11 protein-coding genes are annotated in these 12,801 nt (G+C 64.9%); 4 read left to right on the top strand and 7 right to left on the bottom strand.

From position 1 onward, the window contains the following. Window positions 1-126: argininosuccinate synthase domain-containing protein (locus B3M53_RS08965; protein ID WP_286800233.1), on the bottom strand; the 126-nt coding region annotated here is incomplete at its 3' end. Between the two features lie 143 nt (window positions 127-269). On the opposite strand from B3M53_RS08965, the gene B3M53_RS08960 reads away from it, so the two are divergent. Then, entirely contained in the window at window positions 270-794 is a 525-nt protein-coding gene (locus B3M53_RS08960; protein WP_160093125.1) for a GAF domain-containing protein, read from the top strand. Here the strand turns inward: B3M53_RS08960 and B3M53_RS08955 are convergent. Both B3M53_RS08955 and B3M53_RS08950 read right to left on the bottom strand, forming a co-directional pair. Continuing rightward, the gene (locus B3M53_RS08955; RefSeq protein ID WP_273021090.1) at window positions 773-1,459 is read right to left on the bottom strand and encodes an SdpI family protein; all 687 of its coding nucleotides are present in this window, start codon (window positions 1,457-1,459) and stop codon (window positions 773-775) included. The two genes, B3M53_RS08960 and B3M53_RS08955, sit on opposite strands and share 22 nt — an antisense overlap. Window position 1,460: 1 nt before the next feature. Further along, the gene (locus B3M53_RS08950; protein WP_160093127.1) at window positions 1,461-1,739 is read right to left on the bottom strand and encodes an autorepressor SdpR family transcription factor; all 279 of its coding nucleotides are present in this window, start codon (window positions 1,737-1,739) and stop codon (window positions 1,461-1,463) included. 72 nt (window positions 1,740-1,811) lie between these two features. Here B3M53_RS08950 and B3M53_RS08945 point away from each other — a divergent pair, with 72 nt between their 5' ends. From B3M53_RS08945 to pyrF, 3 genes are all read left to right on the top strand, one after another. After that, entirely contained in the window at window positions 1,812-3,218 is a 1,407-nt protein-coding gene (locus tag B3M53_RS08945) for an alpha/beta hydrolase family protein (protein WP_273021092.1), read from the top strand. An 83-nt stretch (window positions 3,219-3,301) separates the two neighbouring features. Continuing rightward, on the top strand, window positions 3,302-4,135 hold the full coding sequence (locus B3M53_RS08940) for an SDR family NAD(P)-dependent oxidoreductase (RefSeq protein WP_273021093.1): 834 nt from the start codon (window positions 3,302-3,304) through the stop codon (window positions 4,133-4,135). 61 nt (window positions 4,136-4,196) lie between these two features. After that, window positions 4,197-4,883, top strand: a complete 687-nt coding sequence (pyrF, locus tag B3M53_RS08935; RefSeq protein ID WP_273021095.1) for an orotidine-5'-phosphate decarboxylase — start codon at window positions 4,197-4,199, stop codon at window positions 4,881-4,883. Window positions 4,884-4,943: 60 nt separating this feature from the next. Here pyrF and trxA read toward each other — a convergent pair whose 3' ends face one another. From trxA to B3M53_RS08915, 4 genes are all read right to left on the bottom strand, one after another. Continuing rightward, window positions 4,944-5,264 carry a thioredoxin TrxA gene (trxA, locus tag B3M53_RS08930; protein ID WP_273021096.1) on the bottom strand — a complete coding sequence of 107 codons (321 nt, stop codon included), beginning with the start codon at window positions 5,262-5,264 and terminating at the stop codon, window positions 4,944-4,946. Window positions 5,265-5,370: 106 nt separating this feature from the next. Next, complete coding sequence (gene addA / locus B3M53_RS08925) at window positions 5,371-9,030, bottom strand: double-strand break repair helicase AddA (RefSeq protein ID WP_273021097.1); 3,660 nt, start codon at window positions 9,028-9,030, stop codon at window positions 5,371-5,373. Then, on the bottom strand, window positions 9,027-12,080 hold the full coding sequence (addB, locus tag B3M53_RS08920) for a double-strand break repair protein AddB (RefSeq protein WP_273021099.1): 3,054 nt from the start codon (window positions 12,078-12,080) through the stop codon (window positions 9,027-9,029). The genes addA and addB overlap by 4 nt, the downstream gene beginning before the upstream one ends. Then, entirely contained in the window at window positions 12,077-12,799 is a 723-nt protein-coding gene (locus B3M53_RS08915) for a nucleotidyltransferase family protein (protein ID WP_273021101.1), read from the bottom strand. The genes addB and B3M53_RS08915 overlap by 4 nt, the downstream gene beginning before the upstream one ends. Window positions 12,800-12,801 lie beyond the last annotated feature (2 nt).

Below are 12,801 nucleotides of genomic sequence, written 5' to 3'. Positions count from 1 at the left end.
CTGGCCCAGATCGGCGGTGAAGGTCACCACTTCCGCCTGATAGGCGTCCTGCAGCCATTTGAGGATGACTGAAGTGTCCAGCCCGCCTGAATAGGCGAGCACGATTTTCTTGATGTTCTGGCTCATGGCGCGTCCCGGAGTGCGAGGTTTCAAACGGGCGGCAATCTAGACCCTGCGGCGGTGCAGCGAAAGCGTCAGTCGCTTAACTGACTCACAAGGCTTGGTCCTTATGATTTTAAGCACGCAGCAAAGGCCATGGGCCCTATCCAATGTCACTCTCTCATCCGTCAGCACTATCTGATGCCGACCGTCTGGCGGCTGTCGCTGAGTTGGAGCGGTTGCAACCGGAAACACTCAACGCACTGGACAAGCTCGCGCATCTGACCGGGTTTGCTTTCAAAGCATCGATCTGCGTTGTGTCTTTGGTCGGCGACCAGCGCGTTCGGTTTCTTGGGCGATACGGGCTCACGGATACGGAGGCGGATTGCAAGGACGCCATTTGCACGAATGTCGTGGCGAGTGACCAACCGATTGAGGTTCTGAATCTGCTGGTTGATCCCGTTCTGTCCCAGCATCCGGTCTGTGTGGGTCCACCCTATGTTCGCGCGTATTGCGGTCATCCGCTTCGATCCCCCGAAGGGACGCCTCTGGGGGCGGTGGCGGTGGTCGATACGGCGCCGTTTTTCCGGTTCTCAACTGAGGAACACGAGGCTTTGAAGGCGGCGACCGATACGGCTCAAAGCCTGATTTTTAATGATCTGCGTGGTCTCACTCAGTCCGAAGCGGCGGAATAGACCTCCCGGTCCGGGTCGGTTTTCCAGACCCAGTAAGACAGCGCCAGACTGACCCCGACCACAAGGCTGACAGTCACCCCCAGAGCTGCAAAAGCGACCGGGGTGGGCGCGAACAGAAAACATGCCGCCGAGATTGACCCGCCCAGGGTCATCAGTCGTCCGCCCCAGCGATGGGTGACATCCCAGGACTTGTCAGATGAGAGCGTCCAGGGCGTGCGGATGCCGACCAGCCAGTTCGGACGGGTCTTGGACAGCACATTGCCCAGAACCGCCAGGAGCACCGTACTGGCGAAGCCGACAAGAACGCCTGGATTCTCAAGTGTTTGCAGATGATCAAGCGCCGTCAGCGTGATCAGGGCTTGCGCCGCCGCCAGAACCCACAACACCCCCGCCCAGGCCGTCAGGACAGCGGGCGCGGATCGTCTCAAATTATCGCCGCGCGGATCAATCAGCGGCATCAGGGCGAACAGGCCGCACAGAGCCAGCGCCAGAGCGGGCAACAGCACAAACCCCTCCAGCTTGCCGCCCATGCGGTCAGGGGCGCCGTCCATCCCGAAATGAACCGGGATTTGCGTGGCGTCTCCGACGCCGATCCATCCCCAGATTGACAGGGCTAAAATGAGCGTGATCGGCGGCAAGGCGTACAGAAAACCTTTGAGGATCATTTCAAAGCTCCTTCTTGGTGTCGGGTGATTGCAGCAAGCCCATCATCAGGCCCAGCAGTTCTTCGGCGACGCTGGCGTTCAATCGGTAACGAATGGAGTTGCCGACTTTTTCCGCCTGGATGAGGTCAGCCTCTTTCAAGGTCGCGAAATGTCGCGACATGGTGGGCTTGGCCACGTCAAACTGCTCCGCCAGATCCCCCGCGGTCATCGGGCCGTCGCGCAGCAAGCGCAGCACGTCACGGCGCACGGGATGGGCCAGGGCGGAAAAGACATCACTCATGCGATCTATTTAGCCTAGACGCTAATTAGCGTCAATGCTAACTATAGGGCGTGAAGAACAAGGAGACTTCTGATGAGCCGCTCGTCTATCGCCCTGTTGCCTGTCCTGTTGCTGCTCGCTGCGTGTGATGCGCCGCCTGCGCAATCAGCGCCCCAAGCTCAGTCAGACAGCGAGTTGACGGCAAGTCTCGCGCCAGCGGACCCGGCGTTTGACGGGCGCTGGGCCGGGGTGCTGGACGCTGGCGCTCAGCCCTTGCGACTGGAATTGGAGATCGACCTGTCTGGCGATGAACCGTCCTTGATCCTGATCTCTGTGGATCAGGGCGGAGCGCGCGTGCCGATGTCTGTGGTGCGGTTGAATGGCGATCAGCTTCATTTCTCCACGCCTGGCATGGCCCTGCAATATGACGGCGTTCTGGAAGACGGCGTGATTTCAGGCACGTTTGATCAAGGCGGATTGAGCGCGCCTTTGGTGTTTGAGCCCTACCAAGATCAGACGCGCGATGAGCCGTCCGCCCGGATCGCTCTGGTTCATGGCGAGGGCCGGGTTGTCGAAGTGGCGCTTGAAGACGGGCGTCTGGAGGGGGTGCTGACGAGCCCGGCTGCGCCCCAAGCGGGTCTGGTTCTGATCAGCGGGTCCGGACCGCAGGATCGCGATGGCAACATAGCGGGCCATCCCGTGTATGCGGCTGTGGCGGATGCGCTGGCTGAGGCCGGGGTCGCCAGCCTTCGATATGATGATCGCGGCGTAGGGGGCTCGGAAGCACCAGCGGCCTTGGCCCCGGCTGATCTGGCCGATGACGCGGTTCGCGCGCTGGAGGTGCTGCAGGCGGAGACCGGGCTCTCTTGCGTCGGTTATCTGGGCCATTCCGAAGGCGGGTATCTGGGCCTTCTGGCGGCTAATGAATCGGGGGCCGACTTCATGATCTCGCTCGCCGGTCAGCATCAGGACATGGCGACCCTGCTCTACGACCAGTCTGAAGCCCTGATCCGGGCGTCCGGGCAGGGGGAAGACGCCGTGGAGGCGAACCGCGAGCTTCAGACCCGTGTGTTTCAGGCCATCGACCAAGCCGGGCCGGGCGAAGCGCCCGCCGCCATCGAGGCGGTCTTGATAGAGCTGGGACTGCCTGAAGCGGCGGCGCGTCAACAAGGCGCGATGTGGGGCCAACCCTATGCTGTGGCGATGTTTGAGGGTGACCCGGCCGAGGCGGCCGCTGAGTTTGAAGGTCCCGTGCTGGCGCTGTTCGCCGAAAAGGATCTCCAGGTCCTGCCCGAAGCCGCCCAGGCCGCTCTGCTGGACGCGCGCGGCGACAAGCCGACCCGCTCCGTGATCGTTCCGGGTGTGGATCATATCTTTGAAGACAGCGAGACCGGCTCCCCGTCCGAATACGGCGCGGCCGGGCATGCGCTGTCTCCGACCGCCCGGGCGATGCTGGTGGAGGAAACCCGCGCCCTGATCGGTCAGGCGTGTGCGGACTGACCGGCGCAGGCTTGGTTCTGGACAGAGCGGGGCGGAACGGTCACTTTCTCTGATCGAAGCATCATCGTCAGATTGGAGATCACATGGCCCGGCGTCTCGCTCTTGTTACCGGTGCGTCATCCGGCATTGGCGCTGCCTTTGCGCGCGAATTTGCCCGTCGGGGCTGGGATCTGGCTCTGGTGGCGCGTCGCGAAGACCGGCTGAAGGATATGGCCGAAGAGCTGAAAGCCCAGTTCGGCGTGGACAGCCTGGTGATCGCTGCGGATCTCTCCAAACCGGACGCGCCAGAGACCATCATCAAGGCGGTGTCCGATGCAGGCCGTCAGGTTGACGCCCTGGTCAACAATGCGGGCGTGGGGCGTCCGGGGGCCTTTGTCGAGCTGAGCTGGGACGACCAGGCCGAGTTCATGGAGTTGATGGTCACCAGTTATCTGAAGTTGATGCATCTGGTCGCCAAGCCCATGGCCGAACGCGGTTTCGGACGCATCATCAACATCGCTTCAGTGTCCGCTCTGCTGCCCGCTGCCAACGCTCACACCCGCTATTCAGGCACGCTCTATCCGGGCGCGAAAAGCCTTCTGATCAAGGTGTCCGAAGCGCTCGGGCTCGAGCTCAAGGACCGCAATGTCCATGTGACCGCCGTGGCGCCGGGTTATACCTGGTCGGAATTTCACGATGTGAACGGCGCCCGCGGTACCGTCTCCAATCTGCCTTCCTTCTGGATGCTGACCGCTGAAGACGTCGCCGTTTCCGGGTATGATGCGGTGGAGCGCGGCGTGCCGCTGCGCGTTCCCGGCGCCTGGTACAAATTCCTCGTCGCCGTCTCCCGCGTGCTGCCTGACCCGGTGGGGCAGGCGATCATGCGCATGCAGGAAAAACGCATGGTGGCGAAGGCCAAGGCCAACGCCGCATCCTGACGCTTGATCACGCGCACGCAGCGGTCTAGGTCGCTGCGACCTTTATTGTCCGGGGATGACCATGACCGACCGCCGCCTGATCACCGCGCTAGACCTGCCGACCATTTCAGACGCGGAAGCGCTGGTGGAGGTGCTGGGCGAGGCTTGCGCGCACTACAAGATCGGCCTCCAGCTTCTGCCCATTGGCGGCATGGATCTGGCCCGCTCGCTGAAGGCGCGCGGTCATGACGTGTTCCTCGATTTCAAGCTCCACGACATCCCGGCCACCGTGGAAAAAGCCACGCGCTCGATCACCCAGGCGGGCGCTGACCTTCTGACCGTGCACGCCGAGCCGCCCGTGATGCGCGCGGCGGTGGAGGGGCGTGAAGGGTCTGATCTCAGGATTCTCGGCGTCACGGTTCTGACCGCTTATGACGACCCGATGCTGACCCAGATGGGGTACGCCTATGGCTCGCGGGATCTGGTGATGCGCCGGGTGGATCAGGCGCTTGATTGCGGACTGGACGGCGTGGTCGCCTCGCCGCAGGAGGCTGAAGCCATTCGCGCCCGCGTGCCTGATGATTTCCTGATCGTCACGCCCGGCGTGCGTCCGGCGGGCGCGGCGCTGGGCGATCAGGTGCGCGTGGCGACGCCTGAAGCCGCCTTGAAGGCGGGCGCCTCGCATCTGGTGATCGGACGACCCATCAGTCAGGCTGATGATCCCTTCGCGGCGGCGCAAGCGATCGCCGACGAGATGGCGAAAGCCTGACACGGAAAACCCCGGAAGCGCCGCTTCCGGGGTTTTCTGTCTTTGGAAAAGGATCAGCGCCTAGACGGCTTCGTTGATCCATTCCTCGATCTTGGACTTGGCCATGGCGCCGACCTTGCGGCTGACTTCTTCGCCGTTCTTGAAGATCAGCAGAGTGGGGATGCCGCGCACGCCGTATTTGCTGGGGGCCATCGGGTTTTCGTCGATATTGACCTTGGCGATGGTCAGCTTGCCGTCCTTGTCGGCGGCGATCTCTTCGAGCGCCGGGCCGATCTGCTTGCAGGGGCCGCACCATTCCGCCCAGAAGTCGACCAGCACCGGGCCGTCGGCTTTCAGAACATCAGATTCAAACGTGTCGTCGGTCACCGCTTGGGTCGCCATGAGCCTTGCTCCTTACAAAAAACCTAAAACAACCGGCCGCCGCCCGGAATCGGCGCGGCTGCAAGTCTGAAGTTGACCGGAGACCTAGGAAGCCCCAACGCTGCGGTCAAGCATTCGCTGGGCGCCGGGCGCGGCTGAGCACCGCGTCCAGACGGTCTCCGGGTAGTTCCATCAAACGCGGCGCATCTGTCCAAAGTAGGGCGCAGCGCACCGGCTTGTCGGGGTGAAGTCCCTGCAATAGCGCGCGATAGGCGGCCATTTGCGCCAGATAGGCGCGAGGTACGTCCTCGACTTGTGTGGGCGGCGGACGGTTGGTTTTGTAATCCACGATCAGGACTTCGTGATCAGTGACCACCAACCGGTCGATCTGGCCATTGATCACCATTCCGCCTGGCAGACCCGTCGCCTGGCCCGAGACGGCGGCCTCGGCGCGAGAGCCTGGCTGGAACAGGGCGGCGAAGGCCGGGTCTGAAATCACGCGCAGGGTTTCCGATGCGATCTCGCGGCGCTGGGTCTCGCTGAGATCGGTTTGGGTCTCCAGATACCGCAAGGCTGACGCTTCCCGACGCTCAAGCTCCACATCGGGCAAGGTCTGCAGCAGCTTGTGGATCAGCTCGCCGCGGCGGAAGCGCGATTGCCCGCCCGTCGCCAGGGGAGACAGCGAGGCGGGCTCAAACCCGTCCTCTTCCTCGCCCAGAAGGTGGGACGGCGCGACCGAGCGCACGGGCGCCGGATCAACCGGCGGCGGCCGTGTCGCCCACTCTGGCAGTGCGGCCGGGGCGGGCGCTGGCGCTGCGCTGGCCGCCAGCGGTTTGGGATCGGCGCCGAAGCGCAGGCCCTCACTGACGGTCCAGCCGTTTTCTTCGGCCACGGCGTCCAGCGTCGTGCGAACCGGGCGCCAGTCATCTCCGGTCCAGTTGCGTTGACACCGGTCATACCAACTGCCCGCATCCACCTTGCCCGCAACGCCATGGGTATGCCCGCAGACGATCAGGCGATCGCGCGCACGAGTCATCGCCACGTACAGAAGGCGCTGATACTCGCCGTCGGCGTCCAGCTCCTTGCGCTCGGCCATCGACGCCATCAGCGGCGGCGGCGTTTTCATGTCCGGCGCCCATAAAAGCCCCGCCTCTTCATGGGCGAACAGGCCGCCTGAACGGTCCTTGGGCAATTGGGTGGTGTCGGGCAGAAACACGATCGGCGCTTCAAGGCCCTTCGCGCCATGCACGGTCATCACCCGCACCTCGCCGCGACCCGCTTCCATTTCACGTTTGATCTGGGCGTCATCGGTCTGCAGCTCGGCGACAAAACGCGACAGCGACGGCGCGCCTTCCACTTCATGGGCGAGCGCGCGGTTGAGAAACTCTTCCGCCGGATCGCGCGCCTCTTCACCCAGGCGCGCATACAGCCGCGCCAGACGGCTTTCTCCGGTGGGGCTGGCTTCGGTCAGAAAGCGCGCGAAGAAAGCATAGGGCGCGTCGGTCTCCACCCGCGCGCGGGCTTTGTCGAGCACGCTGCGGGCCTCGGCGAAGCGCGGGTCCTCGCTCTGGCGCAGCTTGTCCCAAAGCCGGGCGCCGGGTTTGCGGCTGAGATCAAACAGGGCGTCGTCGTCAATGGGCGGGGCCGGCGTGTCCACCGGATGGAAGAACGGGCTCTTGAGCACTTCCGCCAGCGACAGGTCGTCCTCAGGCAGAAGCGCGAAGCGGGCGAGGGACAGTAAATCCTCCACCACCAGCTGATCGGGGAGGGTCATGCGGTCCGCGCCGGCCACCGGCACGTCTTTGAGCTTCAGCCGCCGGATGATCTCTTCAAACAGGCCGCCGCGACGGCGCACCAGCACGATGATGTCGCCGGCATGCGCCGGACGCAGCCGCCAGGGCTTGCCTTCTTCCCACACCCCGTCGCCACGCTTGAGGATGTCGGCGATTTCGCTCGCCACCGCTTCCGCCAGCTGATTGCGCGCAGAATCCTTGCGCTCGGCGTCCACAGGCCGCAGATCAAGCTCGTCCTCCTGACCGCCTTCGGGCTTGGGGACCGCCGGCCAGATTTCCACACAGCCCGGCGCATTGGCGCGGGCGGCGAGGTGGCCGTCATAGCGGTGGAACGCCAACGGATCGCGCCGTTCAAGCGTTTCAGGGTCGCTCATCAGTAGCTTGGTCTCCAGCCCTTCGACCATATCCTTGCGCTCAGCGCTGAGAGCGGCCGCTTCAGCGGCGAAGCAGGCGTCAACCGCCGCCAGGATTTCGGGGCTGGAGCGGAAGGAGACGTTGAGCGGCGGGCTTTCAAAGCGCAGGCGCGCGAGCCGGGCCTCGGTCTGAAGGCGCTGGCGCTGGGCCAGGAACTCGCGCGGATCGGCGTTCTGGAACGAATAGATCGATTGTTTCTCGTCGCCGACGCAGAACACCGTGCGCTGAAGCGCATCGGGATGCTGGTCCAGATGCGCCCCCTCGCCGGCGAAGAATTCCTCGGTCAGCGCATTGATCACCGACCATTGTTCTGGCGCGGTGTCCTGGGCTTCATCCACCAGCACATGATCAAGCCCCTGGTCGAGCTTGTAGAGCGCCCAGCCCCGCGCCTCGGAATCGGTCAGCAGCAGGCGCGCGCGCTCCACAAGGTCTGAGAAATCCACCCGGCGCAGCCGGTTGAGGCGAGCCTGGTAATCGCTCAGCAAGCGCTCAGCCAGTCGCAAGGCGGCGCGGGTCATCCGATTGGCGGCGGCGGCGGCCAGCTTGGGCAGGATTTCATCGCCCACCCGGTGAATCTCCGCGCCTTCATCGCCAAACAAGGTCACCAGGATACGGTAGTTCTCGCCGGTCTTCTTGGAGAAGATGGATTTGGGCTTTTTCAGCGCGCCGGTCTTGGTGGTTAGAAACTCAATATAATAATCAAAGGCTTCGGCGGCGTCTTCATCGGCCACATCGAGCACTTCCAGCAGCGCTTGCGCGCTGGCCTGATCGGTTTTCGTCCCGCCGGTCTGCAGCGCGCTCAAGGCGGCTTCCAACGCGCCCACATCGGTGTCCGCCCAGGCTTCAGCGAGCACCTGATCCACATCAAGCTCGGGGTCCACGCCCAAAAGCGCGCTCGCTTGTTCCAGCAAAGCGTCCAGCGATCCGGCTTGCGCAAGCGCCTGATTGATTTCATGGCGTTTGGACATGGCGAAGCTGGCGAGCTTTGGCAGGGCGTCGGCTCCGGCATTATCGATCAGCGCGGCGATCGCCTGGGCGATTTCGCCTTCAGGGTCTTTGTGCGCGAGGCCCGACAGCGCATCCAGCGCTTCGGCCTGCAGCGCTTTGCCAGCCGCCTCATCCTGAACGTCAAAGCCGGGCGGCAGGCCCGCTTCCAGCGGGAAACGCCGCAACAGGCGCTCACAAAACGCGTGCAGGGTCTGGATTTTCAAGCCGCCAGGGGTTTCCAGCGCGCGCGCGAACAGGCGCCGCGCTTCGGCCAGCTCCGGGCGCTGGCCCTCGGTGACCAGCGCATCCAGTTCAGCGGTCAGGGCGTCATCGGGCAGGGTCGACCAGTCGCCCAGCTTGCGAAACAGGCGAGTCTGCATCTCGCCGGCCGCGGCCTTGGTGAAGGTCACGCACAGGATGCGGTCAGGCTTGGCGCCTGCGAGCAGCAGGCGCGCCACCCGGTCCACCAGAACGCGGGTCTTGCCCGAGCCGGCGTTTGCTTCGACAAAGACGCTGGCGGACGGGTCCGCGGCAAGCGATTGCGCCGCGCTGGCGTCTGAGACGATGGCGGGATCAAATCCGGGCTGGCTCATGACGCGCCTCCCTCTCCGTTATCGTCGCCGGGCGCGCTCGCCCATTCCTTGCGGCGGGCCAGATGATCGTAATCGCCCCATTTATTGATGAATTTCACCCTTGGCTGGCTGGGATAAGTGCGACGTGGATCATCAAAATTCGCCACCCATTTCACCAGACGTTCCAAAGCCTGCTCGGCCAGAATGCCCGCATCGTCGCCATCGGGGTTTCTGACCATGGATTTGGGCTCGCCGGGCACGCGCCCGCCGGACAGCCGCACATAAATGAGATCGCCCGGCTCGTGGCTGGGCGCGTCTTCAAACGCGCCGCGCGCGGCCATCGCGGCCTCCAGCGGCAATTGCGGAGCGAAACCGGCGGCGACTTCCTTGGCTGAAGGCGGCTGGCCGGTCTTGTAGTCCACGATGTCGAGCGCGCCCGAGGGCCTGAGATCAATCCGGTCGGCGCGTGCGGTCAGGGTGAACAGACCGCCGGGCGCTTCAAACGTAATGTCGCCCAGCGCTTCAAGGGCGGTCGGCAGGAAGCCGTAATCGCGCCGCTCTTCTTCAAAAACGATCATGTATTGCGCCACGCGCTCAAAGCGCTTCATCTCGACGCCCAGCGCATTGTCGCTGAAGCCGGCCTGGATGAGCGCGTTTTCACCCTCTTTCAGCAATCGCTTCAGCGCATCGCGTGGCAGGGTGTCGGCGTCGCCAAGGCTGCGCACCCAGGTTTCCAGCGCAGCGTGATAGGCCGTGCCGCGTTCGGGTGGACCGGCGGGGCGGTCCAGCGGGTCAAGCTTGTCGAGGCGCAGGATTTTGCGCGCAAAGATCGAATAGGGGTCGCGCACCCAGGTCTCGATCTGGGTGACGCTCAATTGTCGGGGTCTCGCCTCGACCGGCGGAGCGGGCTCGGGCGGCTTGATGAAGGTGTGAGCCGTAGTGGCGTCCAGCGCTTCGGCCAGCGCCAGATAATCGCGCCTGGGGGCCAGCGCCTGCTCAGAAGCCTCTCCCAGTGCGCCGCGCGCCAGGGTTTTGAGGCGCCATAGCCAGCGCGAGGCGACCGTGGGCGCGCCATCCAGCTTGGCGGACCGGGTCAGGGTGACATCGCGGGCGCAGGCCAGTTGTGCAAAGTCATGGGCGGCCAGGCCAAAGCGTTCTTCGGGCGCAGACAAACCCGCCGCCATCCGCATGCCGCGGCTGAGGAAGGGGTCTGATTTGGGCGCGGCGGGCCAGACGCCCTCATTGAGCCCGGCCAGGATCACCCGGTCGGCTTCCGCCAGACGCGCTTCGAGCGGCCCGAGAATTTGCAGCCGCGGGTGCGCGCCATAGCGGGGGCGGACCAGACGGGCGCGGGCCGTTTCCAGCACGGCGCGAGCGAAATCATGCAGGCTCAGCGGTGGCAGCGCCTCGGCCTCTTCCATGAATTCGCGCATCAGAAGCGCAGCGTTCTCACCCGCATCCGTCGCCCAGAGGCGGTCTGCGCCCGCCATATCGTCCGTGCGCGCCAGCGCTTCAGCGCTTTCAACCAGCGCCTGGGTCCAGGCGCGCATGGTGTGCGCGCCCTCAAGCGCGCTCAGCGGCGACAGCGCCTGAGCCAGCGCATCAACGATACCGCCCCAACGGTCGCGGCGGTCTTCATCATCGCCGGCGGCGTCACGTACATGCCCGGCCAGCGCCATCCAGCTATAGCCCGGACGGCGACCGCGCAGGGCGCGCCGTTCCATCGCCCCCAGCACAGCGCGCAGGGGCGCGCGCTCTTCACCCAGCGCAAACAGCGGCGAGGTGGCGAGGGCCGAGAAGGCCAGCGCTGACCCGGGATCGAGCGCGGCTTGCAGGACGCGGATCAGGAAGGCCCCGGACGGGGTGTCGGACAAAGGCTGACCGGCGGAATCGTCCACCGTCACCCCAAAGCGCGCCATTTCGGTGATCACCCGGCGCGAGAGGTTCCGGTCAGGTGTCACCAGAACGCCGCGTGCGCCCGGCGTCTCGAGCGTTTCACGCAGCATGAGCGCAATGGCGCGCGCCTCTTCGGCGGGCGCCGGCGCATCAATGACGCTCAGCCCGTCCAGCGCGGTTTCAAAAACGTCCTCGCCCCAGGCTTCTTTGAGATCGTCCACACGGCGGAGCCAGTCCGCCGTGGCTTCGGCGGGACGCAGGGCTTCGGCGATGACGCGGGCGCGCGGGGCGTCCTGGCGACCTTCCTCGGCGCCGGGCCAGAACCGGACATCGTTCCGGTCAAGGCCAATCCTGTCGATCAGGGTTTTCATGGCGCGCTGGGGATGGCCGTCATCAATGGCCGCCCAGGCGTCTTCATCCATATCGCGCGCAAACCCCGGCAGGACCACGCAGCCTTGGGGCAGGCTCGCCACCGCGCTCAACAGCTCGGCGGCGGCGGGGATGGAGCCAGTGGATCCGGCTGCGATCACCGGATCTGCGGGCGGGGTCTCGCGCCAGCGCGTCGCCAGCGCCTTGAGCAGCAAGGACCGACGCCGGGCCGGGTCCACACGCTGAATCTCTTGAAGCCGCGCGGGCCAGGCCTCCAGCACGATGTCCAGAAACAGCGCGGCTTCCTGCATGTGAGCGGGCAGATTGGCGCGGATCTCTTCGGTCAACGCGCCCAGATCGTCCACATCCTCGGTGGCGAGATCATCCAGAAGGCGCGCCAGATCATCCGCCAGCGCCAGCGCGCCGCCCGCGCCCATGGAGCGCCCTACGGCCTGTTCCTTTTGCAAGATCAGGCTGGCCAGCTCGAACCGCCGGCGGGCGGGTGAGACGGCTTCGGGAGCGATGTCCGCAAGTTCTCCGGGTTCAAACGGCGGCTCGTCCGCGTCCACATCCCCGATGGGCCGGATCATCGGCAACAACGCTGCGCCGGGCGACAAGCGGGTGAAGGCTTCGGCCAGTTCACGCCCGGCCCGGCGGGTCGGGATCAGGACCGTCACCCGGCTGAGCGCGTCAGGATCGGGAAAGACGTGTTTCAGCCCGCGCGCCAGCTCTGTCAGGAACGGCGCGGCGGGCGGCAGGGTGAAAACCCGCGGCGAAGGGTGTGAAAACAGATGATCAGCGCTCATGCGCGTGAGCGTAGCCGATTCTCCGCCGCATGACGCGCGTCAGGGTCGCCTACATGCATCCAGAACGCATCCATCACACAACCATGCACGCGGCCGGCCTGGAGCGCGGTGTTCCAGATGAGGTTTGTGGAGAACGGCTCGACCGGCAGCCCCTTGAGCACGCTTGGGTGCAGGATCTGAACGCCGGTATAGGCGTAAGGGGCGCTCTGTCTTTCGCCGCGGCGAGTCAGTCGCCCGTCCTCGCCCATGAAGAAATCACCCGGCCCGTCAAACCCCAGCGTGTTCCCGGTCGGCGTGATCAGGAGCAGGGCGTCCATGCGCTCGGGATCAAAGGCTTGGGCGAGCTTGGACAATTCGCTTGTATCGCCTGTCTCACGCCAGACGGAATCGATATTGGCCACAAAGATCGGCGCGTCGCCCAATAGCGGCGCCGCCTTGGCGAGGCCGCCGCCGGTTTCCAGCAATTGATCGCGCTCGTCGGAAATGACGATCCAGGGCGCGGTGCGGGCGGCGAGATGCGCCTCCAGCCGGTCGGCGAAGTGATGGACATTCACCACGGCGGTTTCAACGCCAGCTTCGCCTAGCTTGTCGAGCGTCCAGTCGATCAGCGGTTTGCCGTCGAGCTCCACCAGCGCCTTGCAGCGATCATTGGTCAAAGGGCGCATGCGGGTGCCCAGCCCTGCGGCCATCACCATGGCTGTGGTCGGGAGCTGGGTCATGC

The sequence above is a fragment of the Oceanicaulis sp. UBA2681 genome (genome assembly GCF_002354675.1).
Taxonomy (GTDB): domain Bacteria; phylum Pseudomonadota; class Alphaproteobacteria; order Caulobacterales; family Maricaulaceae; genus Oceanicaulis; species Oceanicaulis alexandrii.
Note: the sequence above shows the minus strand (reverse complement) of the source record. Positions and strands in the feature narration are given on the sequence as shown.